Source organism: Microbacterium sp. NPDC007973 (genome assembly GCF_042958465.1).
GTDB lineage: Bacteria > Actinomycetota > Actinomycetes > Actinomycetales > Microbacteriaceae > Microbacterium > Microbacterium galbum.
In genome coordinates this window covers 140,927-164,974 of the sequence record NZ_JBIBJJ010000003.1, presented here as the reverse complement: position 1 = coordinate 164,974, position 24,048 = coordinate 140,927, and the positions used below count along the sequence as shown (strand labels likewise).

24 protein-coding genes are annotated in these 24,048 nt (G+C 71.6%); all 24 read left to right on the top strand.

Annotated features, from left to right (window positions below; all coding sequences use genetic code 11):
* Window positions 1–192 precede the first annotated feature (192 nt).
* The 24 genes from pyrR (at window position 193) to lgt (ending at window position 24,007) form a co-directional block, all read left to right on the top strand.
* Window positions 193–723 carry a bifunctional pyr operon transcriptional regulator/uracil phosphoribosyltransferase PyrR gene (pyrR, locus tag ACFZA2_RS09670; protein ID WP_391403792.1) on the top strand — a complete coding sequence of 177 codons (531 nt, stop codon included), beginning with the start codon at window positions 193–195 and terminating at the stop codon, window positions 721–723.
* Window positions 720–1,688, top strand: coding sequence for an aspartate carbamoyltransferase catalytic subunit (locus ACFZA2_RS09665; protein WP_391403789.1), 969 nt, complete (start codon window positions 720–722; stop codon window positions 1,686–1,688). The genes pyrR and ACFZA2_RS09665 overlap by 4 nt, the downstream gene beginning before the upstream one ends.
* On the top strand, window positions 1,685–3,007 hold the full coding sequence (locus ACFZA2_RS09660; protein WP_391403786.1) for a dihydroorotase: 1,323 nt from the start codon (window positions 1,685–1,687) through the stop codon (window positions 3,005–3,007). The genes ACFZA2_RS09665 and ACFZA2_RS09660 overlap by 4 nt, the downstream gene beginning before the upstream one ends.
* On the top strand, window positions 3,004–3,504 hold the full coding sequence (locus tag ACFZA2_RS09655) for a hypothetical protein (protein WP_363391499.1): 501 nt from the start codon (window positions 3,004–3,006) through the stop codon (window positions 3,502–3,504). The genes ACFZA2_RS09660 and ACFZA2_RS09655 overlap by 4 nt, the downstream gene beginning before the upstream one ends.
* Complete coding sequence (carA, locus tag ACFZA2_RS09650; protein WP_391403782.1) at window positions 3,501–4,673, top strand: glutamine-hydrolyzing carbamoyl-phosphate synthase small subunit; 1,173 nt, start codon at window positions 3,501–3,503, stop codon at window positions 4,671–4,673. The genes ACFZA2_RS09655 and carA overlap by 4 nt, the downstream gene beginning before the upstream one ends.
* Window positions 4,666–7,953 (top strand): carbamoyl-phosphate synthase large subunit, encoded by a 3,288-nt coding sequence (carB, locus tag ACFZA2_RS09645; RefSeq protein ID WP_391403778.1) that lies wholly within the window; start codon window positions 4,666–4,668, stop codon window positions 7,951–7,953. Before carA ends, carB begins: the two co-directional genes overlap by 8 nt.
* Complete coding sequence (pyrF, locus tag ACFZA2_RS09640) at window positions 7,950–8,810, top strand: orotidine-5'-phosphate decarboxylase (RefSeq protein ID WP_391403775.1); 861 nt, start codon at window positions 7,950–7,952, stop codon at window positions 8,808–8,810. Before carB ends, pyrF begins: the two co-directional genes overlap by 4 nt.
* A complete protein-coding gene (gmk, locus tag ACFZA2_RS09635; protein ID WP_315995767.1) occupies window positions 8,803–9,708 on the top strand; it encodes a guanylate kinase in 906 nt (301 codons plus the stop codon). The genes pyrF and gmk overlap by 8 nt, the downstream gene beginning before the upstream one ends.
* A 231-nt stretch (window positions 9,709–9,939) precedes the next feature.
* The gene (rpoZ, locus tag ACFZA2_RS09630) at window positions 9,940–10,194 is read left to right on the top strand and encodes a DNA-directed RNA polymerase subunit omega (protein ID WP_055837405.1); all 255 of its coding nucleotides are present in this window, start codon (window positions 9,940–9,942) and stop codon (window positions 10,192–10,194) included.
* Window positions 10,195–10,287: 93 nt separating this feature from the next.
* Entirely contained in the window at window positions 10,288–11,481 is a 1,194-nt protein-coding gene (metK, locus tag ACFZA2_RS09625; RefSeq protein ID WP_315995768.1) for a methionine adenosyltransferase, read from the top strand.
* 151 nt (window positions 11,482–11,632) lie between these two features.
* Window positions 11,633–13,615, top strand: coding sequence for a primosomal protein N' (locus ACFZA2_RS09620; RefSeq protein WP_391403768.1), 1,983 nt, complete (start codon window positions 11,633–11,635; stop codon window positions 13,613–13,615).
* Between the two features lie 46 nt (window positions 13,616–13,661).
* On the top strand, window positions 13,662–14,579 hold the full coding sequence (fmt, locus tag ACFZA2_RS09615; protein WP_391403765.1) for a methionyl-tRNA formyltransferase: 918 nt from the start codon (window positions 13,662–13,664) through the stop codon (window positions 14,577–14,579).
* Window positions 14,576–15,946 (top strand): RsmB/NOP family class I SAM-dependent RNA methyltransferase, encoded by a 1,371-nt coding sequence (locus ACFZA2_RS09610; RefSeq protein WP_391403762.1) that lies wholly within the window; start codon window positions 14,576–14,578, stop codon window positions 15,944–15,946. The genes fmt and ACFZA2_RS09610 overlap by 4 nt, the downstream gene beginning before the upstream one ends.
* Window positions 15,947–16,109: 163 nt before the next feature.
* Window positions 16,110–16,781 carry a ribulose-phosphate 3-epimerase gene (gene rpe / locus ACFZA2_RS09605; protein ID WP_391403759.1) on the top strand — a complete coding sequence of 224 codons (672 nt, stop codon included), beginning with the start codon at window positions 16,110–16,112 and terminating at the stop codon, window positions 16,779–16,781.
* A 130-nt stretch (window positions 16,782–16,911) separates the two neighbouring features.
* Window positions 16,912–17,175: a phosphoribosyl-ATP diphosphatase gene (locus ACFZA2_RS09600; RefSeq protein WP_094732978.1), complete on the top strand. Its 264-nt coding sequence runs from the start codon at window positions 16,912–16,914 to the stop codon at window positions 17,173–17,175.
* A gap of 46 nt (window positions 17,176–17,221) precedes the next feature.
* Entirely contained in the window at window positions 17,222–18,064 is an 843-nt protein-coding gene (hisG, locus tag ACFZA2_RS09595; RefSeq protein ID WP_391403755.1) for an ATP phosphoribosyltransferase, read from the top strand.
* Complete coding sequence (hisF, locus tag ACFZA2_RS09590; RefSeq protein WP_366376107.1) at window positions 18,064–18,828, top strand: imidazole glycerol phosphate synthase subunit HisF; 765 nt, start codon at window positions 18,064–18,066, stop codon at window positions 18,826–18,828. The genes hisG and hisF overlap by 1 nt, the downstream gene beginning before the upstream one ends.
* On the top strand, window positions 18,825–19,163 hold the full coding sequence (gene hisI, locus ACFZA2_RS09585; RefSeq protein WP_363391474.1) for a phosphoribosyl-AMP cyclohydrolase: 339 nt from the start codon (window positions 18,825–18,827) through the stop codon (window positions 19,161–19,163). The genes hisF and hisI overlap by 4 nt, the downstream gene beginning before the upstream one ends.
* Window positions 19,163–19,750, top strand: a complete 588-nt coding sequence (locus tag ACFZA2_RS09580) for a Trp biosynthesis-associated membrane protein (RefSeq protein WP_391403750.1) — start codon at window positions 19,163–19,165, stop codon at window positions 19,748–19,750. Before hisI ends, ACFZA2_RS09580 begins: the two co-directional genes overlap by 1 nt.
* Window positions 19,751–19,854: 104 nt before the next feature.
* The gene (locus ACFZA2_RS09575) at window positions 19,855–20,085 is read left to right on the top strand and encodes a DUF6704 family protein (RefSeq protein WP_116239751.1); all 231 of its coding nucleotides are present in this window, start codon (window positions 19,855–19,857) and stop codon (window positions 20,083–20,085) included.
* A 2-nt stretch (window positions 20,086–20,087) separates the two neighbouring features.
* Window positions 20,088–20,864, top strand: a complete 777-nt coding sequence (gene trpC, locus ACFZA2_RS09570; protein ID WP_391403746.1) for an indole-3-glycerol phosphate synthase TrpC — start codon at window positions 20,088–20,090, stop codon at window positions 20,862–20,864.
* The gene (gene trpB, locus ACFZA2_RS09565; RefSeq protein ID WP_391403743.1) at window positions 20,861–22,204 is read left to right on the top strand and encodes a tryptophan synthase subunit beta; all 1,344 of its coding nucleotides are present in this window, start codon (window positions 20,861–20,863) and stop codon (window positions 22,202–22,204) included. The genes trpC and trpB overlap by 4 nt, the downstream gene beginning before the upstream one ends.
* A complete protein-coding gene (gene trpA / locus ACFZA2_RS09560) occupies window positions 22,201–22,992 on the top strand; it encodes a tryptophan synthase subunit alpha (RefSeq protein ID WP_391403740.1) in 792 nt (263 codons plus the stop codon). The genes trpB and trpA overlap by 4 nt, the downstream gene beginning before the upstream one ends.
* A gap of 10 nt (window positions 22,993–23,002) precedes the next feature.
* Window positions 23,003–24,007 (top strand): prolipoprotein diacylglyceryl transferase, encoded by a 1,005-nt coding sequence (lgt, locus tag ACFZA2_RS09555; protein WP_363579010.1) that lies wholly within the window; start codon window positions 23,003–23,005, stop codon window positions 24,005–24,007.
* Window positions 24,008–24,048 lie beyond the last annotated feature (41 nt).

Below are 24,048 nucleotides of genomic sequence, written 5' to 3'. Positions count from 1 at the left end.
CCGCTTACATCGATAAACGCCCGCTGCACTGAGAAACGCTCGCCGAGTGCGTTTGCGAGTGCAGCGAGCGTTTATCGAGACCACGCGTCCGCGGCGGCACCGTCAGGTAGCCACCCCGCCCACCCGCTAAGCTGGTCGATGAACCACAGCAACCTTTAACACCGTCCCGTGAGGCGGAGAAGGGAGCGGCGGATGAATACGCGCACCGTCATGCACGATGCCGATATCGCCCGCGCTTTGACGCGCATCTCGCACGAGATCCTGGAGTCCAACAAAGGACCGGAGGGACTCGTCCTCCTCGGCATCCCGACCCGCGGCGTCACGCTCGCGAACCGGATCGGCCCCCTCGTCAGCGAGTTCGGGGGAGCGGCCGTCCCGGTCGGATCCCTCGACGTGACGATGTACCGCGACGATCTGCACCGCAACCCCACGCGGGCCCCGCGCAAGACCGAGATCCCCGCCGGCGGCATCGACGGCAAGACCGTCGTGCTCATCGACGACGTGCTGTTCTCGGGGCGGAGCATCCGCGCCGCCCTGGACGCCCTGCAGGACATCGGACGCCCCGCCGCGGTGCGGCTGGCGACGCTGATCGACCGCGGCCACCGCGAGCTGCCGATCCGCCCCGACTTCGTGGGCAAGAACCTCCCCAGCGCCCGCGACGAGCGTGTCAACGTGCGCCTCGCCGAGATCGACGGCGTCGAGGAGGTGACGATCGAGTCATGAGGCACCTCCTCGACACCCAGCACCTCTCGCGCGCCGACGCGCTCGAGATCCTCGACGTCGCCGAGGACATGGCCGACACCCAGCGCCGCGAGATCAAGAAGCTCCCGACGCTGCGCGGCAAGACGGTCGTCAACCTCTTCTTCGAGGACTCCACGCGCACCCGCATCTCGTTCGAAGCCGCGGCCAAGCGTCTCTCCGCCGACGTCATCAACTTCTCGGCGAAGGGCTCCAGCGTCAGCAAGGGCGAATCGCTGCAGGACACCGCGCAGACGCTGCAGGCGATGGGGGCGGATGCCGTCGTCATCCGCCACGGAGCCTCCGGCGCACCCCGCACGCTCGCCACCAGCGGCTGGATCAGCGCGGGCGTGGTCAACGCGGGCGACGGCACGCACGAGCATCCCACTCAGGCACTGCTGGACGCGTTCACCATCCGCAAGCGCCTGCACGGCGACGACAGCCGCGGCCGTGACCTCGACGGCATCCGGGTCACGATCGTCGGCGACGTGCTGCACTCGCGCGTCGCCCGCTCGAACGTGTGGCTGCTGCACACCCTCGGCGCGCACGTCACGCTGGTCGCCCCGCCGACGCTCGTGCCCCAGGACGTCAGCAGCTGGCCGGTCGAGGTGGACTACGACCTCGACCACGCGATCGCGGCCGGACCCGACGCGCTCATGATGCTCCGCATCCAGCTCGAGCGCATGTCGGCTGCGTATTTCCCGACTGAACGGGAGTATTCCCGCCGGTACGGCCTCGACGCGCGGCGTCTGCAGGCCCTCCCGGGCGGTAGCATCGTTCTACACCCCGGTCCGATGAACCGGGGCCTGGAGATCTCCGCCGAAGCCGCCGATTCCCCGCGCTCGACGGTGCTCGAGCAGGTCACGAACGGTGTCTCCGTGCGGATGGCCGTGCTGTACCTGCTGCTGGCGGGCGAGCGGCCCGACAGCGAGAGAGAGGACCTCCGATGAGCCACGCCACCCCCCAGACCCTTCTGGTGCGCGGCGCGCGCGTCGAGGGTCAGGATGCCACCGACCTCCTGGTGAAGGACGGCGTCATCGCCGAGACCGGCTCCGGCCTCTCGCACGCGGGCGCCACGGTCGTCGACGCCGACGGGCTCATCGCCCTCCCGGGTCTCGTCGACCTGCACGTGCACCTGCGCGAGCCCGGCTACGAGGCGTCCGAGACGATCCTCACGGGCTCGCGCGCCGCGGCGGCGGGCGGGTTCACCACCGTCTTCGCGATGCCGAACACCTCGCCGGTCGCCGACACCGCCGGCGTGGTCGAGCAGGAGCTCGCCCTCGGCGAGGCCGCCGGCTACGTCCACGTGCAGCCGATCGGCGCCGTGACGGTGGGGCAGAAGGGCGAGCGCCTCGCCGAGCTCGGCGCGATGGCCGACTCCCGCGCGCGTGTGCGCGTTTTCAGCGACGACGGGTTCTGCGTCTTCGACCCGCTCATCATGCGCCGAGCCCTCGAGTACGTGAAGGCCTTCGACGGCGTCGTCGCGCAGCACGCGCAGGACCCGCGCCTCACCGAAGGCGCGCAGATGAACGAAGGCGCCGTCTCTGCCGAGCTGGGCCTCACCGGCTGGCCCGCGGTCGCCGAGGAGTCGATCATCGCGCGCGACGTGCTGCTGGCCGAGCACGTGGGCTCCCGCCTGCACGTGTGCCACCTGAGCACGGCGGGCTCGGTCGACATCATCCGCTGGGCCAAGAAGCGCGGCGTGAACGTGACCGCCGAGGTCACCCCGCACCACCTCCTGCTGACCGACGAGCTCGTGCGCGACTACGACGCGCGGTTCAAGGTCAACCCGCCGCTGCGCCGCGAGGAAGACGTCCTGGCCGTGCGCGAGGGTCTCGCCGACGGCACGATCGACATCGTGGCGACCGACCATGCCCCGCACCCCACCGAGGCGAAGGCCTGCGAGTGGTCGGCCGCGGCCAACGGCATGGTGGGCCTCGAGAGCGCCCTGCGCGTGGTGCAGCAGGCGATGGTCGACACCGGGTTGCTCAGCTGGGCCGACGTGGCGCGGGTGATGTCGAAGACCCCCGCGCGGATCGGCCGTCTCGAGGGGCACGGCACTTCCGTCGCGGAGGGCCGGCCGGCCTCGTTCACCCTGTACGACCCGCGCCCCTCGCGCACGTTCGTGCTCGACGACCTGCGTGGCCGGAGCAAGAACTCCCCGTACCTCGGCCGAGAACTCCCGGGAGAGGTGCGCTGGACCGTGCGCTCCGGCATCCCCACCGTCGTCGAAGGTTCGGTTCTCGACACCCCGGGAGTGCTCGCGTGAGCAAAGAGGGTGCCCTGCTCGTCATGATCGGCGTCGCCGTCGCGCTCCTCGCGGTTCTCGCGTGGGCGTGGTGGCGACGAACGCGGCGCGATGCGCGCTACTCCGCCCCGGTGGGGGAGCTGCCCGCGGACGCCGTCGAGACGGCGGTGTTCCCGGGGCTGTACGTCGCCACGACCCGTCATGACGAGCCGCTCGAGCGTCTCGCCGTCAAGGGCCTGGGCTTCCGCTCCCGCGTCGACGTCACGGTCACCTCGGCCGGCGTCGCCCTCGACCTCCCGGGCCAGCCCCGCATCGCGCTCACCCGTGACCGCTTGGTGGACGCCGCTCAGGCCACCGTCGCCATCGACCGCGTGGTCGAGGCAGGCGGCCTCACGCGCGTCAGCTGGCGCATCGACGACGACACGATCGTCGACACCTACCTCCGTCCTCAGGACGCCTCGGCCAAATCGCTGGCCGACGCCATCCGCCCCCTCACCTCGACAGGAAGCGACGCATGACCTCCCTGATCCCTTCCGCGCTCTCCGCGCGGGAACCGGCCGTCCTCGTGCTCGAAGACGGCACCCGCTACACCGGCCGCGCCTACGGCGCACGCGGCGAGACCCTCGGCGAGGTCGTCTTCGCCACCGGCATGACCGGGTACCAGGAGACGATCACCGACCCCTCGTACGCGGGCCAGATCGTGCTGCAGACCGCCCCCCACATCGGCAACACCGGCGTGAACGACGAAGACCCCGAGTCGCGGCGCATCTGGGTCGCCGGCTACGTCGTGCGCGACCCCTCGCGCATAGTGTCGAACTGGCGCGCGAACCGCTCGCTCGACGAGGCGCTCGTCGAAGACGGCATCGTGGGCATCTCGGGCATCGACACCCGCGCCGTCACCCGCCGGATCCGCTCCTCGGGCAGCATGCGCGGCGGCGTCTTCTCCGGCGAGGCCGCCAACCTGGATGCGGAGGAGCAGCTGCGTCGCGTGCGCGAGGCCCCCGGCATGGCGGGCCGCAACCTCTCGGCCGAGGTCTCGGTCACCGAGGTCGAGGTGACCCCCGCGACCGCGGAGCGCATCGGCAACCTGGCGGTGCTCGATCTGGGCGTGAAGAAGTCGACCATCGACAACCTCGCCGCGCGCGGCTTCGACGTGCACGTGTTCCCGCAGTCCGCCACGATCGACGAGATCCGCGCGATCGAGCCGGTCGCGGCGTTCTACTCGAACGGCCCCGGCGACCCCGCGGCATCCGACCAGCACGTGGAGCTCCTGCGCGAGGTGCTCAGCGACGGCCTGCCCTTCTTCGGCATCTGCTTCGGCAATCAGCTGCTGGGCCGCGCCCTCGGCTTCGGCACCTACAAGCTGCCGTTCGGCCACCGCGGCATCAACCAGCCGGTGCTCGACAAGACCACCGGCCGCGTCGAGATCACGTCGCAGAACCACGGCTTCGCCGTCGACGCGCCGCTCGACGCCATCATCGACAGCCCGAACGGCTTCGGCCGGGTCGAAGTGAGCCACATCGGCCTCAACGACAACGTCGTGGAGGGCCTGCGCGCCCTCGACATCCCCGCGTTCAGCGTGCAGTACCACCCCGAGGCCGCCTCGGGTCCGCACGACGCCAACTACCTGTTCGACCGCTTCCGCGACATGGTGATCGCGACCCAGGAGACCAAGACCAATGCCTAAGCGCGACGACATCACCTCCGTCCTCGTCATCGGCTCCGGCCCGATCGTCATCGGTCAGGCCTGCGAGTTCGACTACTCCGGCACCCAGGCGTGCCGCGTGCTGCGCGAAGAAGGCGTGCGCGTCATCCTCGTCAACTCCAACCCGGCGACGATCATGACCGACCCCGACTTCGCCGACGCGACCTACATCGAGCCCATCACCCCCGAGGTGATCGAGTCGATCATCGCCAAGGAGAAGCCGGATGCCGTTCTCCCCACCCTCGGTGGACAGACGGCCCTGAACGCGGCGATTCAGCTGCACAAGCGCGGCATCCTGGAGAAGTACGACGTCGAGCTCATCGGCGCCGACTTCGACGCGATCAACCGCGGCGAGGACCGCCAGATCTTCAAGGAGCTCGTGCTCGAGGCGGGCGCCGACGTCGCGGCATCCGTCATCTGCCACTCGATGGACGAGCTGCTGGCCGGAGCCGAGAAGCTCGGCTACCCGCTGGTCGTGCGTCCGTCCTTCACCATGGGCGGCCTCGGCTCGGGCTTCGCGTACGACGAGGCCGACCTCCGCCGCATCGGCGGTGCGGGCCTGCACGACTCGCCCACCAACGAGGTGCTGCTCGAGGAGTCGATCCTCGGGTGGAAGGAGTACGAGCTCGAGCTCATGCGCGACACCGCCGACAACACGGTGGTCGTCTGCTCCATCGAGAACGTCGACCCGGTCGGCGTGCACACGGGCGACTCGATCACAGTGGCTCCCGCGCTCACCCTGACCGACCGCGAGTACCAGCGCCTGCGCGACATCGGCATCGACATCATCCGCGCGGTGGGCGTCGACACCGGTGGCTGCAACATCCAGTTCGCCGTCGACCCCCAGACCGGCCGCATCATCGTCATCGAGATGAACCCGCGCGTGTCGCGGTCGAGCGCGCTCGCGTCGAAGGCGACGGGCTTCCCGATCGCCAAGATCGCGGCCAAGCTCGCCATCGGCTACCGGCTCGATGAGATCCCCAACGACATCACCAAGGTCACCCCGGCGAGCTTCGAGCCCACGCTCGACTACGTCGTGGTCAAGGTGCCGCGGTTCAACTTCGAGAAGTTCCCCGCCGCCGACACCACGCTGACGACCACCATGAAGTCGGTCGGTGAGGCGATGGCGATCGGCCGCAACTACACCACGGCCCTGCAGAAGGCGCTGCGCTCGCTCGAGAAGCGCGGCTCCAGCTTCCACTGGGGCGAGGAGTCCCGCTCGGTCGACGAGCTGCTCGAGATCGCGAAGATCCCGACCGACGGCCGCATCGTCGTGCTGCAGCAGGCGCTGCGCAAGGGCGCGACGCCCGAGCAGGCGTTCGACGCGACGGCGATCGACCCGTGGTTCATCGACCAGATGGTGCTGATCAATGAGGTCGCGGAGTTCATCGCGCAGGCCGACGAGCTGGATGCCGACACCCTCCGCGTCGCGAAGGAGCACGGCTTCAGCGACGCCCAGATCGGCGAAATCCGCGGTCTCGACGAGGCGGCGGTGCGCGAGGCCCGCTACGCGCTCGACGTGCGCCCGGTCTACAAGACGGTCGACACGTGCGCGGGGGAGTTCCCGGCCCTGACGCCGTACCACTACTCCTCGTACGACGCCGAGACCGAGGTCAGCCCCTCCGACCGCACGAAGGTCGTCATCATCGGCTCGGGCCCCAATCGCATCGGCCAGGGCGTCGAGTTCGACTACTCGTGCGTGCACGCCTCGTTCGCCCTGTCGGACGCGGGGTACGAGACCGTCATGGTCAACTGCAACCCCGAGACCGTGTCGACCGACTACGACACGTCCGACCGCCTGTACTTCGAGCCGCTGACGCTCGAGGACGTGCTCGAGGTGCTGCACGCCGAGAGCCAGTCGGGCACGATCCTCGGCGTCGTCTGCCAGCTCGGCGGACAGACGCCTCTGGGCCTGGCGAAGGGCCTCGAGGCCGCGGGATACACGATCCTCGGGACCAGCCCCGAGGCGATCGACCTCGCCGAGGAGCGCGAGCTGTTCTCGCGCCTGCTCGACGACGCCGGCCTCGTCGCACCCCGCAACGGCACCGCGATCGACGTCGAGGGCGCCGTGCAGGTGGCCGAGGAGATCGGCTACCCCGTGCTCGTGCGCCCGAGCTTCGTGCTCGGCGGACGCGGCATGGAGATCGTCTACTCGACCGAGGCGCTGCGCGACTACTTCGTGCGCGTGGCCGATCAGGCGATCATCGGACCCGGTCTGCCGCTCCTGGTCGACCGCTTCCTCGACGACGCGATCGAGCTCGACGTCGACGCGCTGTACGACGGCACCGACCTCTACATCGGCGGCGTCATGGAACACCTCGAGGAGGCCGGCATCCACTCCGGCGATTCCTCCTGCACGCTGCCGCCCGTCTCGCTCGGCCGCACCGAGGTCGACCGCGTCCGCGAGGCGACGCTCGCGATCGCGAAGGGTGTCGGCGTCCGCGGCCTGCTCAACGTGCAGTTCGCGATCTCGGCGGGAGTCCTCTACGTCATCGAGGCGAACCCCCGCGCGAGCCGCACGGTGCCGTTCGTGTCGAAGGCGCTCGGCATCCCGCTCGCGAAGGCCGCCAGCCGCATCATGGCCGGTAACACCATCGCCGAGCTCATCGCCGAGGGACTGCTGCCCGAACAGGACGGCTCGCGCGTCCCGCTCGATGCGCCGGTCGCCGTCAAGGAGGCCGTGCTGCCGTTCAAGCGGTTCCGCACCGCCGACGGGCACACCGTCGACTCGGTCCTCGGACCCGAGATGCGTTCGACAGGCGAGGTCATGGGCATCGACCGCGACTTCCCGACCGCGTTCGCGAAGTCGCAGGAAGCCGCGTACGGCGGCATGCCGACCTCGGGCACCGTGTTCATCTCGGTCGCCGACGCCGACAAGCGCGCCGTCATCCTGCCCGCCCACCGCCTCCAGGAGCTCGGCTTCCAGCTCATGGCGACCGAGGGCACGGCCGAGATCCTCGCGCGCAACGGCATACGGGTGAAGGTCGTCGAGAAGTACTCCGAGACGCAGGGCTCCGGCCAGCAGAACGTGGTCGACCTGATCAACGCCGGCGAGATCGACATGATCGTCAACACGCCCTCCGGCGGCACCGCGCGCGCCGACGGCTACGAGATCCGCGCCGCCGCCGTGGCCGCCGACAAGGCGCTGTTCACCACGATGGCCGTCCTCGGCGCCGCGGTGAGCGCTCTCGGCGCCATGAAGGACGGCTTCGCGGTGCGCAGCCTCCAGGAGCACGCCACCGACCGCGCGGGACGCCTGTGAGCGACACGTTCGGTCAGCGCCTCCACGCCGCCCTCGACCTGCACGGCGCCCTGTGCGTCGGCATCGACCCCCACGCCGCCCTCCTGTCGGCGTGGGGGCTGGATGCCACGGCCGAGGGCGCGCGGGAGTTCGGCCTGCGCACGGTCGAGGCCGCGCGGGGGAGGGTCGGCGTGGTCAAGCCGCAGGTGGCGTTCTACGAGCGCTACGGCTCCCGCGGCTTCGCCGCCCTCGAAGACGTCATGGCCGCCGCCCGCGATGCGGGGCTCATCGTGATCGCCGACGCCAAGCGCGGTGACATCGGCACGACGATGGAGGGCTACGCCCACGCGTGGCTCGAGCCCGGCTCTCCCCTCGAAGCGGATGCCGTGACGCTGACGCCCTACATGGGTGCCGACTCGCTGCGCGACACGCTGTCACTCGCGGTGCGCCACGGCAAGGGGGCGTTCGTCCTCACCGCGACGAGCAACCCCGAGGCCCGCGCGCTGCAGAGCGCGATCGTCGACGACGCCCTCGCCATCGGCGACCACGAGCACGTGGCGGCGCGGGTCGCCCGCGACGTCAACGAGGCCAACGTCGGCGCCCCGGGTGCCCTCGGTCCCGTCGGAGTCGTGGTGGGGGCCACCGTCGACCGTGCGGCCTTCGGTCTCGGCGACGTGGCGCTCGCGGGCATGCCGATCCTCACGCCCGGCTTCGGCGCTCAGGGAGCCGCGCCCGCCGACCTCGGCCGACTCTTCGGATACGTGGCCTCGGCCGTCGTCGCCAACGAGAGCCGAAGCATCCTCGCGGTCGGGCCCGAACGCCTCGCCGCCCGCATCGACGAGCGCGCCGCGCTCTACCGGGAGTCCCTGCATGGCTGAAACCCGTCGTCCGCCCGAGGTCGACCGTGCCGCCGCCTCGCGCCGCGCCGTCGAGGCGCGGCGCGAACGCGCCGCGCTGAAGCGCGACGTCTCCACCCGCGTGATCTCGCCGCAGGAACTGCTGCGCCGGGGCCTGGCCGACCCGCTGTCGCCGGCCGGGGCGATGCGCGTCACCGAGTTCCTCACCGCGATCCCGGCGATCGGCGAGAGCAAGCGCGACCGCATCCTGGCATCCCTCGGGATCTCGCCCGTGAAGCGGCTCGGCGGTCTCGGCACCCGCCAGCGCGACGCGCTCCGCGACTTCCTCGACACGCGGTGGCCCGAGCCGGGGCCGCGCGACGGACGCAGCCGCCTCATCGTGCTCGCCGGGCCCACGGCCGTCGGCAAGGGCACGGTCGCCGCGCACATCAAGGAGAACTACCCGGAGATCCACCTGTCGGTGTCGGCGACCACGCGCACCGCGCGCCCGGGTGAGGTTGAGGGCGAGCACTACTACTTCGTCGACGATGCGGAGTTCGACCGCCTGGTCGCGTCGGGGGAGCTGCTGGAGTGGGCCGTCGTGCACAACAAGAACCGCTACGGGACCCCGCGCGCTCCCATCGAGCGCGTCCTCGCCGAGGGAGGCACCGCCCTGCTCGAGATCGATCTGCAGGGCGCGCGTCAGGTGCGCGCGGCCGACCCGTCGGCGACCCTGGTGTTCCTCCTGCCGCCGAGCTGGGACGAGCTCGTCCAGCGCCTGGTCGGGAGGGGGACGGAGGATGCCGAGGAGCGCGCCCGGCGCCTGCGCACGGCCCGCGTCGAGCTCGCCGCGCAGAACGAGTTCGACTACCGGGTGGTGAACGACGAGGTGGCGCACGCCGCCGCCCAGGTCGTCGCCCTCGCCGCCGCTCAGCACTGACCGGGCACGTGTCCGGCGCCACGCTGCGCCTCGCCCGCCGGGTTCGGGGCGCGATTTTCCGTTTGGGGCGCGAAATTTCGCGCCCCAAACGGAAGAACGCGCCCCGAACCAGGTTGCGCCGAACCACCCGACACCCCTCGGCACGAGCCGCGCGGGCGTCGGCTAGAATAAGAGGATGCTTCGGCGCTTCAGCGCCGCATCCACCCCATCCGCCGAACCAGGAGGTTCCCCATGGCCGGACGTGACAAGGGCATCATCGACCCGCCCATCGACGCTCTGCTCGACAAGGTCGACTCGAAGTACCAGCTCGTCATCTACGCGTCCAAGCGCGCGCGTCAGATCAACGACTACTACTCCGACCTGCACGAGGGCAACCTCTTCGACAACGTCGGCCCGCTCGTCGACTCCACCGTCGAAGACAAGCCGCTGACGATCGCTCTGCACGAGATCCACGAGGACAAGCTGCGCCTTCGCGCCGCCGAGTGATCTGTTCACAGATGTGACGATGCCCCGGGCGGCCTGGCGCCGCCCGGGGCATACTTGTGCCCGTTCCCCGCTCGCAACCACCCCGGAGTCGTCTTGACCGACCTGCGCCTGTTCACGTCCGAGTCCGTCACCGAAGGACACCCCGACAAGATCTGCGACCAGATCTCCGACAGCATCCTCGACGCCATCCTCACCGACGACCCCACCGGTCGCGTGGCCGTTGAGACCCTCGTCACGACGGGGCTCGTGCACGTCGCCGGCGAGGTGTCGACGAGCGCCTACGTCGAGATCCCCGCGATCGTGCGCGACGTGGTCAACCGCATCGGCTACACCTCGAGCGACACCGGCTTCGACGGGGAGTCGTGCGGGGTCAGCGTGTCGATCGGCGCGCAGTCGTCCGATATCGCCGCGGGCGTCAACAAGGCGTTCGAGCAGCGCGAGCGCGGCTCCGTCGACCCCCGTGATCTCCAGGGCGCGGGTGACCAGGGCATCATGTTCGGCTTCGCCACGAACGAGACGCCCCAGCTCATGCCGATGGCCGCGTGGACCGCCCACCGCATTGCCGAGCGCCTGGCATCCGTCCGCAAGAGCGGCGCGCTGCCCTTCCTCCGCCCCGACGGCAAGACGCAGGTGACCCTCGGCTACGACGGCTTCACCCCGCGCACCGTCGACTCGGTCGTGCTCTCCACGCAGCACCACCCCGACATCTCGCAGGAAGACCTGCGCGCCGAGGTGCAGGCGGCGGTCATCGACCCGGTGCTGGCCGAGACGGGTCTCGAGCTGCCCGACGTGAAGTACTACATCAACCCCGCGGGACCGTTCGTCATCGGAGGGCCCAAGGGCGACGCCGGGCTCACCGGCCGGAAGATCATCATCGACACCTACGGCGGAGCCTCGCGTCACGGCGGTGGCGCCTTCAGCGGAAAGGACCCGTCGAAGGTCGACCGCTCCGCGGCCTACGCCATGCGGTGGGTCGCCAAGAACGCGGTGGCAGCGGGCCTGGCCGACCGCCTCGAGGTGCAGGTCGCCTACGCGATCGGCAAGGCGAACCCCGTCGGTCTGTACGTCGAGTCGTTCGGAACGGCGCACGTGGCCGACGACGTCATCGTGCGGGCCATCCGCGACGTGTTCGACCTGCGACCTGCCGCGATCGTCGAGCAGCTCGACCTGCTGCGTCCGATCTACGCGCAGACGGCGACCTACGGCCACTTCGGCCGCGAGCTCTCCGACTTCACGTGGGAGCGCACCGACCGCGTCGACGAGCTGCGCACCTCCGCCGGACTCTGACGGTGGGTGGGGGAGAGCACCCCGCCCGCGTCGAGGGTGCGGGCCAGGGAGGCTCGCGCGGTGGGTGCCCGCGCGGTGATGCGGCCGCGGCCGACCGCCCGGCTGCCGGCCGCCCGGCCGCTGAGCGGGCCCGCGGCGAGGATGCGCGCTCATGAGCGAGCGCCGCGTCGCGCGCGTGCAGCTCGAGTCGCCCGTTCCCCAACTCGACCGCCTGTTCGACTACGCCATCCCGCACCCTCTCGTCGCCGACGTGGCACCGGGGGTGCGGGTCAAGGTGCCCCTGCGGTCCGCCGGTCGCATGATGGAGGCGTTCGTCGTCGAGGTCGTCGCCGACGACGGCACCGAACGTCCGCTCTCCTCTGTCGAGGCGGTCGTGTCCACGACGCCCGTGCTGCCGGCACGCCTGTACACGCTCGCTCGGCGCGTCGCCGATCGCGCGGCGGGTTCGGTCAGCGACATCCTGCGTCTGGCGGTCCCCAAGCGCATGGTCCGCGCCGAGAAGGCGTGGGCGGCGGCCCCCGCACCCGAGACGCCCGACGTCGTCCCCGCCGCGCGCGACCACGCCGACAGCGTCCTCGGCGCGTATCCCGGCCTCGGCGCCGCCCTCGACGCGGGCGAGCGCCTCGCGGTCGACGCCCCGCCGCACCCGCACCCCGAGCTGCCGCGCGGCGCCTGGGCCGACCTCCTCGCCGCCGCCGCGACCCGCACGCTGGCACGCGGCCGGAGCGCCGTGCTGGTCGTGCCCGACTACCGCGACCAGGCGCAGCTGCTGGCGGCCCTGGCCGAGCTCGTGCCGGCGGAGGCGATCGTCCGCGACGACGCCGACCAGTCCGGTCCCGCGCGCTACGGGCAGTATCTGCGCACCCTCGCCCCCGTCCCGTGCATCGTCGTCGGACGTCGCTCGGCGGTGTACGCCCCCGCGCACGACACGGGTCTGGTCGCACTGTGGGACGACGGCGATTCGCTGCTCGCCGAACCGCTCTCGCCGGGCGTGCACGCGCGCGACGCCGCCCTCGTGCGACAGGAGCTCGAGCACTCGGCGCTCGTGTTCGCCGGACACACGCGCACCTCCGACGTTCAGCGACTGGTCGACGTCGGCTACGTGCGCGAGGTGCCCCAGGCACGACGCCCCAGCCCCCGTGTGGTGCTGAGTGCGACGCGCGAGGGCGAGCAGCGGCAGTCCCGCGTCCCGTCCTCGGCCTTCGCCGCCGCGCGCGAAGCCCTGCAGCACGGACCGGTGCTCGTGCAGGTCGCGCGTCCGGGCTACGCGCCGTCGCTCGTGTGCGCCGACTGCCGCCGACCCGCGCGGTGCCCGCACTGCGCGGGTCCCCTCCGTGCCGCCCGCCCCGGGGCGACGCCGGTGTGCGCGTGGTGTGGCCGCAGCGCGCACGCGTGGTCGTGCGGTCACTGCGGGTCGGTCAAACTGCGCATGGCCTCCTCGGGCAGCGAGCGCACGGCCGACGAGCTCGGCCGGGCCTTCCCGAACACACGCGTGATCGTCGCCGACGGCGCGCACCAGGTCGCCGAGGTGGATGCCGCCCCGGCCCTGGTGATCGCGACGCGTGGCGCCGAGCCGCTCGCCCGCGGCGGGTACCGCGCCGTGATCCTGCTCGACGGCGACCGCATGCTGCAGAACGAGGCGCTGCGCATCGGGGAGCATTGCCTGCGCTGGTGGTCGAATGCCGCGGCCCTCGCCGCGCCCGGCGCGCCCGTTCACCTCGTCGGCGTCGCCGGGCCCGTCGCGCGGGCGCTCGCGACGTGGACGCAGCCGGCCTACGCCCGCGCCGAGCTCGCGGACCGCGCGCCGCTGCGGATGCCCCCGGCCGTCCGCGTGGCGAGCGTCGACGGACACGCCCGGAGCGTCGACACGCTCCTCGCCTCCCTCCGCGAGACGGTGCCCGATCTCGACGCCCTCGCCGTCCTGGGGCCGGTCGACACCTCGACCGACCCCGACACCGCGACGGCCCGCGCGCTCGTGCGCTTCGACTACGCCCACGGCCGCGCGGTCGCGGAGGCGCTGCGCGCGGGAGTCATCGCCGACGCTCTGCGGGCGCGCAAGTCGCGCAAAGATCGCGGTCCCCGCCCGCGCAGTACGCTCAGAGTCCGCCTCGACATCCCCGAGCCCGACCTCTGAGCGCGCCCCCACCCACCCGCCCGCTTCCGAGAGTCTGAGGAGAATTATGCGCCTCGTCTTCGCCGGCACCCCCGCCGTCGCCGTCCCGTCGCTCCGCGCCCTGGCATCCGGTCCCCATGAGATCGCCGCGGTCGTCACGCGCAGCGACGCCCCGCTCGGGCGCAAGCGCGTCCTGACGCCGTCGCCGGTCGCGCAGGCCGCCGACGAGCTCGGCCTGCCCGTCATCAAGGCCGATCGTCTCGACGCCGACGTCACGGCCCGCATCGCCGCGCTCGAGCCGCACCTCGGCGTGATCGTCGCCTACGGCGGTCTCGTGCGCGAGCCGCTGCTCTCGACCCCCGACCGCGGCTGGATCAACCTGCACTTCTCGCTGCTGCCGCGCTGGCGTGGAGCCGCCCCCGTGCAGCGCGCGCTCATCGCGGGCGACGCCGTCACGGGAGCCAGCGTGTTCCAGCTCGTCGCCGCCCTCGACGCCGGCGACGTCTTCGCCGAGGAGCGGTACGAGGTCCCGTCGGGGGCGACCTCGGCGGACGTCCTCGACGCCCTCGCCGACATCGGCGCTCCTCTGCTCGCGCGCGTCGTCGACGGGATCGCCGACGGCACCGCCGTCGCGGCCCCGCAGGAGGGCGAGCCCACCCTCGCCCCGAAGCTCACCCTCGACGACGGCGCCCTCGACCTCACCCGCGACGCAGCCTCGCTCCTGCACCAGATCGCGGGCGTCACCCCCGAACCCGGGGCCCACACCACGTTCGACGGCGCCCGGTTCAAGGTGCTGCGCGCGTCGGCCTCGGACGCGCCGCCCCTTCCGCCCGGCCGGGTCACGGCATCCGGCAAAGAGGTCGTCGTGGGCACGGGCACGTCGCCGCTGCGTCTCGAGACGGTGCAGCCGGCCGGCAAGGGCGCGATGAACGCGGGCGACTGGTTCCGGGGGCTGCGCACCGACCAGCCGGTGCTGGGCGCATGAGCGTTCAGGGAGCACGCGCGGCGGCCTTCGAGGTGCTGCGGGCCGTCTCGGGAGACGAGGCCTATGCCAATCTGCTGCTGCCGCACGCGATCGCCCGGCAGGGTCTGGATGCCAAGGATGCCGGCCTCGCGACCGAGCTGACGTACGGCACCCTCCGCCGTCGCGGCACGTACGACGCGATCATCGCGATCGCCGCCGATCGCACGATCGACCGCATCGACCCCGCCGTCCTCGATGCGCTGCGGCTCGGCGTGCACCAGCTGCTGTCCACGCGCGTCGCCTCGCACGCGGCGGTCAACGAGTCGGTCGAGCTCGCCCGCCGGAACGGGGGCGGGCGCGGTGCCGCCGGGTTCGCCAACGCCGTGCTGCGTCGCGTGTCGCGCGACAACCCGGGACACTGGATGGAGCGCGTCGCCGAGGGGGCACGCAGCGACGACGAGCGCATCGGCCTGACGACCTCGCACCCGGTGTGGATCGTGCGGGCCCTGCGTCGCGCTCTGACCGCCGAGGGACGCGCGGATGAGCTCCCCGGACTGCTCGAGGCCGACAACGTCGCTCCGCGCGTGGCGATGATCGCCCTCCCGGGCCTCGCCGAGGTCCCCGACGACGCCACCCCCGCGCGCTTCGCGCCGACGGCGTTCACCACGCGCGGGGGCGACCCCGAGCACCTCATCCGCGAGACGGGCGGACGCGTCCGCGTGCAGGACGAGGGCTCGCAGCTCGCCGCCCTGGCGCTCAGCCGGGCGCTGCCCGTGCGCGAGGGGGAGCGCTGGCTCGACCTGTGCGCCGGCCCCGGAGGCAAGACCGCCCTGCTGGCCGCGGAGGCCCTCGCCCACGGGGCCCGACTGGATGCCAACGAGATCGCGCCGACGCGAGCGGGACTCGTGCGGCAGGCCGTGGCATCCGTCCCCCTCGAGGTCGAGGTGAGCGAGGAGGACGGGCGCGAGCGCGCGGCCCGCGCGGCGGGGGAGTACGACCGCATCCTCGTCGACGCCCCCTGCACCGGGATCGGAGCCCTCCGCCGACGGCCCGAGGCGCGCTGGCGCAAGACGCCGGCCGACGTGCCCGATCTCACCGAGCTGCAGCGCGAGCTCGTGCTCTCGGCGTTCGAGGCCCTGAAGCCGGGCGGGGTGCTGGCGTACGTCACGTGCTCCCCGCACCTGGCCGAGACCTCCGGAGTGCTGGCCGAGGTGACGCGGACGCTCGGCGACGCGGCGGAGGAGCTCGACGCCCGCGCCGTCGTGCGCGCCGTGGCGGTCGACGACATCGACCTGCCGGAGCAGGCCGACGGCTCGCTCCGCGCGCAGCTGTGGCCGCACCGCCACGGGACGGATGCCATGTCGATCGCCCTGCTCCGCAAGCGCTGACGCGCCCGGGCGCCGCCCCGCGCCGCGCCGCGCCTCCACGCACGCATAAACGGCATCCGTGCCCGGAAACGCCCCGCAGCGCGTTTCTGAGCTCGAATGCCGTTTGTGGACCCGGGCATCGACGGAACCGGCACGCGCAGGGTCACACGCCCATAATGGTCGGGTGCCTACCGACGCCCCGCGCATCAACCCGAGCATCCTGGCCGCCGACTTCGTGAACATGGAGGCCGAGCTCGCGCGCATCGCGGGAGCCGACTTCGTCCACGTCGACGTGATGGACAACCACTTCGTGCCGAACCTCACCTTCGGTCCGCAGATGGTCGGTCGCATCCAGGAGACGAGCCCCGTGCCGCTGGACGTGCACCTGATGATCGACGACCCCGACCGCTGGGCTCCCGCGTACGCCGAGCTCGGTGCGGCATCCGTCACCTTCCATCTCGAGGCGGCGGCATCCCCGGTCGCCCTCGCCCGCCAGCTGCGCGCGATCGGTGCGCGCGCGGGCGTCGCCGTCAAGCCCGGCACGCCGGTCGAGAACCTGTTCGATTCGCTCAACGAGTTCGACCAGATCCTCGTCATGACCGTCGAGCCGGGGTTCGGCGGCCAATCGTTCATGCCCGAGACGATGCCGAAGCTGCGCGCGCTGGCCGACGAGGCGAAACGACGCGGGTCGAGCGTCTGGCTGCAGGTCGACGGGGGCATCGGTGAGTCGACGATCGCCCAGGCCGCCGAGGCCGGGGCCGACACGTTCGTCGCGGGTTCCGCGGTGTTCGGCGCCGACGACCCCGACCGCGCGATCCAGTCGCTGCGCGCCTCCGCCGCCCGCCACCGCCACTGACGCCCGCGCGACAAACGCGCGCTGCACTGGCAAACGCTTGCGGAGAGAGTTCCCCCGTGCATCGCGCGTTTGTCACCGCCCCCGTGACCCCGCGACAACCCCACCCCCGTCGACCCGATACCCTGGAGGGGTGAAGACCTTCGACGACCTGTTCGCGGAACTCAGCGCCAAGGCCGTCGAGCGACCCGAAGGCTCCGGCACCGTCGCGCAACTCGACGCCGGCGTGCACGCGATCGGCAAGAAGATCGTGGAAGAGGCCGCCGAGGTGTGGATGGCCGCCGAGTACGAGTCCGACGAGGCCGCGGCCGAGGAGATCTCGCAGCTGCTCTACCACCTGCAGACCCTCATGCTCGCGAAGGGCCTGTCGCTCGAAGACGTCTACCGACATCTCTGAGCCGCACTCGCCCTCCCCACGCTCACACAACACGAAAGCCCCCGTCATGCTGCGAATCGCCGTGCCGAACAAGGGGTCGCTCGCCGAAACCGCCGCCGAGATGCTCTCGGAGGCCGGATACACCGGACGACGCGACTCGAAAGACCTGTACACGGTCGACCCCGTCAACGAGGTCGAGTTCTTCTACCTGCGTCCCCGTGACATCGCGACCTACGTCGGCTCCGGCGCGCTGGACGTCGGCATCACCGGCCGCGACCTGCTGCTCGACGCTCGCATGCCCGGCGCCCGCGAGGTCGAGTCCCTCGGCTTCGCCGGCTCCACGTTCCGCTTCGCGGGTCGCCCCGGCCGCTTCACCGACGTGCAGGACCTCCAGGGTCTCCGCGTCGCGACCGCCTACCCGGGCCTGGTCGACGCCTTCCTCGACGAGCGCGGCATCGCCGTCGACATCGTCCCGCTCGACGGCGCGGTCGAGTCGGCCGTGCAGCTCGGAGTGGCGGATGCCGTGGCCGACGTCGTCTCGACCGGCACGACGCTGCGCCAGGCCGGGCTCGAGATCTTCGGACCGGTCCTGCTCGAGAGCGACGCCGTGCTGATCGCCGGTCCGCAGGAGGCCGACGGCACCGAGACGCTGCTGCGACGCCTGCGCGGTGTCCTCGCCGCCCGCACCTACGTGCTGATCGATTACGACCTGCCCGCTCACCTGATCGAGCAGGCCGTCGCGGTGGCCCCGGGTCTGGAATCGCCCACGATCTCGCCGCTGCGCGACCCCGAGTGGGTCGCCGTGCGGGTGATGAGCCCGCGCCGCGACGTCAACCAGGTCATGGACGCGCTCTACGCGATCGGCGCGCGAGCGATCCTCGTCACCGAGATCCTCGCCGCGAGGCTCTGATGACCCTCGCGCGTCGCGTCATCCCCTGCCTCGACGTCGCCGCGGGCCGCGTCGTGAAGGGCGTCAACTTCCTCGACCTGCGCGACATGGGCGACCCTGTCGAGCTCGCGAAGCTCTACTTCGACCAGGGCGCCGACGAGGTCACGTTCCTCGACGTCACCGCCACCGTCGACGAGCGCTCCACCACCTACGACGTCGTGCGCCGCACGGCCGAGCAGGTCTTCATCCCGCTCACCGTGGGCGGGGGAGTGCGCTCGAGCGACGACGTCGCCCGGCTCCTCGCCGTCGGCGCCGACAAGATCGGCGTCAACTCCGCCGCTATCGCCCGTCCGCAGCTCATCGACGAGATCGCCGACCGCTTCGGCGCCCAGGTCGTCGTGCTCTCGCTCGACGTGAAGCGGGCGGCATCCACCCCGTCCGGCTTCGTGGTGACCACCCACGGCGGGCGCACCGAGACGACCCTCGACGCCCTCGAGTGGGCCCGCGAGGCGGTCGAGCGCGGAGCCGGCGAACTGCTGGTCAACTCGATCGACGCCGACGGCACCAAGCAGGGCTTCGACCTCGAGCTCGTCCGCCTCATGCGCCAGGTCGCCGCGGTCCCGGTCATCGCCTCCGGCGGTGCGGGTGCGCTCGAACACTTCGCCCCCGCCGTTCAGGCCGGGGCCGACGCGGTGCTGGCGGCATCCGTGTTCCACTCCGGTCAGCTGACGGTCGGAGAGGTCAAAGACGCCATGGCCGCCGAAGGGATCGAGGTGCGCCGATGAGCGTCGACCGTGTCACCTACAACGCCGACGGTCTGGTTCCCGCCGTCATCCAGCAGTTCGACACGCGCGAGGTGCTGATGATGGGGTGGATGGATGCCGAGGCCCTGAACCGCACGCTCACCAGCGGCCGCGTCACCTTCTGGTCCCGCTCGCGTCAGGAGTACTGGCGCAAGGGCGACACCTCCGGGCACATCCAGATCGTGAAGGGCGCGCGCCTGGACTGCGACGGCGACACACTGCTCATCGAGGTCGACCAGATCGGTGCCGCGTGCCACACCGGCGACCACACGTGCTTCGACGCCGACGACCTGCACCCGGTCGTGGGGGAGCGCTGATGCGACGCGCCCGCTCCTCGGCGGTGCTCGCGATGCTCGCCGCCGGGGCGATCGGCGTCATCGCGTCGACGCAGACGTGGATCGACGTCACCCTCGACGACGGTGCGCAGCAGACCATCGCCGTCTCCGGCGCGGACGCCCTCCCCGTGCTGACCCCCCTCAGCCTCGCCGCCCTGGCCCTGGGCGCGGCCCTGTCGATCGTCGGCCCCGTGCTGCGGTACTTGTTCGGAGTGCTCGGCCTCCTGATCGCGGGTCTCGTGGGCGTCGGAACCGCGCAGCTGCTGTTCGCCACCCCCGTCTCGGCGACGGCCGCGGCGGTCACCGAGGCGACGGGGATCTCGGGAACGGATGCCGTCGCCTCGCTCGTCAGCGGCCTGTCACTCACCCCCTGGCCCGCTGTGACGCTGGTGGCCCAGGTCGTCCTCGCCGCGGCGGCCGTCTTCACGCTCGTCACCGCGCGCCGCTGGGCCTCGGGCGCGAGCCGCAAGTACCGCACGGCCGAGGAGGCCGGCACCGCCACCGGTCGCCCCCACGACGCGATCGACTCGTGGGACGACCTCTCCCGCGGCGACGACCCCACGGCCTGAGACCGACCTCGCGACATCGAGACGACGGCGGGAGAGGCCCACCGCGCTTCGATAGACTAGTCGGACGCTTTCCCCCGCGCCCGCGCGCGACTGTTAGGAGTCCCATGAGCAACCCCATCGGCGATCCCGGCCACGGACACTCGCCCGCCGCCTGGACGGCCGTGATCATCATGCTCGTCGCCTTCACGCTCGGCACGCTGTTCTTCTGGCTCGACATGCCGGTGCTGGTGTGGGCGTCGGTGGGTCTGCTCGTCGTCGGCGCGATCGTCGGCTGGGCCATGACCAAGGCCGGTTACGGCGCGAACGGCGCGAAGTCCAACCCGAAGGCGCACTGACCGTGCTGGCCGATCTGACGGCCGGAGCGGTGGAGGATGCCGAGCAGCGCGCCCAGACGCGCTCGCTCGCCGATGTCGAACGCGACGCCCTCGCGCAGACCCCGGCCCGTGACGCGCTGGCCATGCTGGCCCCCGCCGACCGGGTGAAGGTCATCGCCGAGGTCAAGCGCGCGAGCCCCTCGCGCGGCGACCTCGCGTCGATCCCGGATCCCGCGCGGCAGGCGCGCCTGTACGAGGAGGGCGGCGCTTCGGCGATCTCGGTGCTCACGGAGGGCCGCAAGTTCAAGGGGAGCCTCGCCGACCTCGAGGCCGTCCGTGCCGCGGTGAGCGTCCCCGTGCTGCGCAAGGACTTCATCGCCACGCCCTACCAGGTGCTCGAGGCTCGCGCGTCGGGCGCCGATCTGGTGCTGCTCATCGTCGCCGCACTCGACGACAAGAGGCTCGGCGAGCTGTACGGTCTCGTCACCGACCTGGGCATGACCGCCCTCGTCGAGACGCACTCGGCCGACGAACTGGAACGGGCCTCGCAGCTCGGGGCGAAGCTCATCGGCGTCAACGCCCGCAACCTCTCGACGTTCGAGCTCGACCGCGACCTGTTCGGCTCGCTCGCCGACCGCTTCCCGGCCGATGCGATCAAGATCGCCGAATCCGCCGTCCTCGCCCCCGCCGACGTCGCCCACTACCGCGCCGCCGGCGCCGACGTGGTGCTCGTCGGCGAGGCCCTCGTGACCGGCGACCCCGTCGCCACCCTCCGCGCGTTCCTCCAGGAGACGTCATGACCACCGTTCCCGTCCAGAAGCTGCGCGACCAGAAGGGGCCGTTCTTCGGCGACTTCGGCGGGCGCTACATGCCTGAGTCGCTCATCGCCGCGATCGACGAGCTCACCGAGGTCTACGAGTCGGCCATGGCCGACCCGGAGTTCCACGCCGAGTTGAGCGCCCTGCTGCACGACTACGCGGGTCGCCCCTCGGTGCTCACCGAGGTGCCGCGCTTCGCCGAGCACGCGGGGGGCGCACGCGTCTTCCTCAAGCGTGAAGACCTCAATCACACCGGCTCGCACAAGATCAACAACGTGCTCGGCCAGGCGCTGCTCACCAAGCGCCTCGGCAAGACGCGCGTGATCGCCGAGACCGGAGCCGGTCAGCACGGCGTCGCCACCGCGACCGCGGCCGCGCTGTTCGGTCTCGACTGCGTGATCTACATGGGCGAGGTCGACACCGAGCGTCAGGCGCTCAACGTCGCGCGCATGCGCCTGCTGGGCGCCGAGGTCGTGCCGGTCACGACGGGGTCGCGCACCCTCAAGGACGCGATCAACGAGGCCTACCGCGACTGGGTCGCGTCGGTCGAGACCACCAACTACATCTTCGGCACCGCGGCGGGCCCGCACCCGTTCCCGGCAATGGTGCGCGACTTCCAGAAGATCATCGGCGAAGAGACGCGCGCCGAGTTCCTCGAACGACTCGGTCGCCTCCCGGATGCCGTCTTCGCCTGCGTCGGCGGCGGGTCCAACGCCATCGGGATGTTCGACGCCTTCCTCGACGACGAGGGCGTGGCCCTCTACGGCGTCGAAGCGGCGGGCGACGGCGTCGACACCCCCAAGCACGCGGCATCCATCGGTCGGGGTCGCCCGGGCGTCCTCCACGGCGCGCGCACCTACGTCCTGCAGGACGAAGACGGTCAGACCATCGAATCGCACTCGATCTCAGCCGGCTTGGACTACCCCGGCGTCGGCCCCGAGCACGCGTGGCTCGCCGACATCGGCCGTGCCCAGTACATCCCGGCCACCGACGACGAGGCCATGCAGGCCCTGCGCCTGCTCTCGCGCACCGAGGGCATCATCCCCGCGATCGAGTCCGCGCACGCCCTCGCGGGCGCCCTGCGCATCGGACGCGAACTCGGCCCGGATGCCGTCATCGCGATCAATCTCTCCGGCCGCGGCGACAAGGACATGGACACCGCCGCCCGGTACTTCGACCTCTACGACGCGGAGCACGCGCCGGAGATCGCCGAGGGCCGTGCGCAGACGCGCGCCGCCGAGACCGTGGCATCCGCTCCCGGATCCCCGGTCGACGTCGCGCCGGCGCCCGACGCGGCCAGCGGTGCGGGGGTCGAGCTGTGACCTCGCGCGTCGCCGCGGCGATCGAGGCCGCCCACGCGGACGGTCGCGGCGCGTTCGTCGGCTACCTGCCCGCCGGCTACCCCGACGTCGCCACGAGCATCGAGGCGGCCGTCGCCCTCGCCGAGGCCGGCGCCGACGTCATCGAGCTCGGACCGCCCTACAGCGATCCCGTCATGGACGGCCTGGTCATCCAGGAGGCGACGCAGACGGCGCTGGCCAATGGCTTCCGCATGCGCGACCTCTTCACGATCATCCGCGAGGTCACGGCGCGCACCGACGTGCCCATCCTCGTCATGACGTACTGGAACCTCGTCGAGCAGTACGGCGTCGACCGATACGCCGACGAACTGATCGCCGCCGGGGGAGCGGGCCTCATCACGCCCGACATCACCCCCGACGCGGGCGAGACCTGGATCGCGGCGAGCGAGCGAACGGGGCTCGACCGCGTCTTCCTCGCCGCTCCCACCTCGTCGGACGAGCGCCTGAAGATGATCGTCGACGCCTCCACGGGCTTCGTGTACACCGTGTCGACGATGGGCATCACGGGGGAGCGCGCTTCTCTCGACGCCGCCGCCCGGGGTCTCGTGGAGCGGCTGCGGGCGTTCGGGGCGCAGCACGCGTGCGTGGGCATCGGCATCTCCAACGCCGAGCAGGTCGCCGGAGTCGTTGAGTACGCCGACGGCGCGATCGTCGGCACCGCGCTGGTCAAGGCGCTGCGCGACGGCGGTGTCGACGGCCTCTCCTCGCTCGCGAGGGAGCTGTCCGCGGGCGCCGTTCAGCGCGCCTAGACTCGTCTGCATGACGTTCGCCCTCTCGAGCGCCGCCTCCGGCGTGCTCGCCAGCATCCCGAGCCCGACGATCTCCTACGTCGATCTCGGTCCGCTCCGCATCCACTTCTATGCCCTGTGCATCGTCGCGGGCATCATCGTCGCGGTGTTCCTCACGAACGCCCGTCTGACGCGTCGCGGTGCCGAGAAGTGGGTCGTCATCGACATCTGCCTCCTGGCGGTGCCGCTCGCCATCATCGTGGCGCGCATCTACCACGTGGCCACGCATGCGGGCTTCTACTTCGGCCCCGGCTCCAATCCGTGGAACATCACGCAGCCCGGGTCCGTGTGGGCCATCTGGGAGGGGGGCATCGCCATCTACGGCGCCCTCATCGGCGGCGCCATCGGCGCGATCCTCGGATGCCGCTGGACCGGCATCCGGTTCTGGACCTTCGCCGACGCCCTCGCGCCCGGCCTCATCATCGCCCAGGCCATGGGACGCTTCGGCAACTGGTTCAACCAGGAGCTCTTCGGCCAGCCCACCGACCTGCCGTGGGGGCTCGAGATCGCCGCGGGGAACTCCGCGATCCCCGTCGGCCTGCCCGCGGGCACGCTGTTCCACCCCACCTTCGCCTATGAGGTCATCTGGAACCTGCTCGGCGCCGCGGTCATCCTGTACGTCGGCAAGCGCTTCACGCTGCAGTGGGGCAAGCAGTTCGCGATCTACCTGGTCTGGTACAGCGCCGGCCGCATCGTGTGGGAGTCCATCCGCATCGACCCCAGCGACATCATCCTGGGCCTGCGCACGAACGTCTGGGCTGCGATCTTCGGCGTCATCCTCGGCATCGTCATCTTCGCCGTGCAGTCGCGCCGTCACCACGGTCTCGAGCCGTCGCCGTACGTCCCGGGGCGCGAGTCGAAGGCTCCGGGGGCTGTAGACTCAGGCGACCCCTCTGACTTCGTCGACGTGAGCGAGCCGCCCGCGACGAACGACACCGTCGGCACCAGCGCCACAAGCAGCCCCGCCACGAACTAACACTCTGGGCCGACGTCGTCCCATTCGAAGCATCAACGTGA

Excerpts from the sequence above, each read along its gene's own strand:
- lgt (WP_363579010.1), top strand. The coding sequence starts at position 23,003 with ATGACGTTCGCCCTCTCGAGCGCCGCCTCCGGCGTGCTCGCCAGCATC.
- ACFZA2_RS09610 (WP_391403762.1), top strand. The coding sequence starts at position 14,576 with ATGAGCGTTCAGGGAGCACGCGCGGCGGCCTTCGAGGTGCTGCGGGCC.
- hisI (WP_363391474.1), top strand. The coding sequence starts at position 18,825 with ATGAGCGTCGACCGTGTCACCTACAACGCCGACGGTCTGGTTCCCGCC.
- carB (WP_391403778.1), top strand. The coding sequence starts at position 4,666 with ATGCCTAAGCGCGACGACATCACCTCCGTCCTCGTCATCGGCTCCGGC.
- gmk (WP_315995767.1), top strand. The coding sequence starts at position 8,803 with ATGGCTGAAACCCGTCGTCCGCCCGAGGTCGACCGTGCCGCCGCCTCG.
- pyrR (WP_391403792.1), top strand. The coding sequence starts at position 193 with ATGAATACGCGCACCGTCATGCACGATGCCGATATCGCCCGCGCTTTG.
- rpoZ (WP_055837405.1), top strand. The coding sequence starts at position 9,940 with ATGGCCGGACGTGACAAGGGCATCATCGACCCGCCCATCGACGCTCTG.
- ACFZA2_RS09665 (WP_391403789.1), top strand. The coding sequence starts at position 720 with ATGAGGCACCTCCTCGACACCCAGCACCTCTCGCGCGCCGACGCGCTC.
- carA (WP_391403782.1), top strand. The coding sequence starts at position 3,501 with ATGACCTCCCTGATCCCTTCCGCGCTCTCCGCGCGGGAACCGGCCGTC.
- ACFZA2_RS09620 (WP_391403768.1), top strand. The coding sequence starts at position 11,633 with ATGAGCGAGCGCCGCGTCGCGCGCGTGCAGCTCGAGTCGCCCGTTCCC.
- trpB (WP_391403743.1), top strand. The coding sequence starts at position 20,861 with ATGACCACCGTTCCCGTCCAGAAGCTGCGCGACCAGAAGGGGCCGTTC.
- hisG (WP_391403755.1), top strand. The coding sequence starts at position 17,222 with ATGCTGCGAATCGCCGTGCCGAACAAGGGGTCGCTCGCCGAAACCGCC.
- ACFZA2_RS09580 (WP_391403750.1), top strand. The coding sequence starts at position 19,163 with ATGCGACGCGCCCGCTCCTCGGCGGTGCTCGCGATGCTCGCCGCCGGG.
- ACFZA2_RS09660 (WP_391403786.1), top strand. The coding sequence starts at position 1,685 with ATGAGCCACGCCACCCCCCAGACCCTTCTGGTGCGCGGCGCGCGCGTC.
- fmt (WP_391403765.1), top strand. The coding sequence starts at position 13,662 with ATGCGCCTCGTCTTCGCCGGCACCCCCGCCGTCGCCGTCCCGTCGCTC.
- hisF (WP_366376107.1), top strand. The coding sequence starts at position 18,064 with ATGACCCTCGCGCGTCGCGTCATCCCCTGCCTCGACGTCGCCGCGGGC.
- ACFZA2_RS09575 (WP_116239751.1), top strand. The coding sequence starts at position 19,855 with ATGAGCAACCCCATCGGCGATCCCGGCCACGGACACTCGCCCGCCGCC.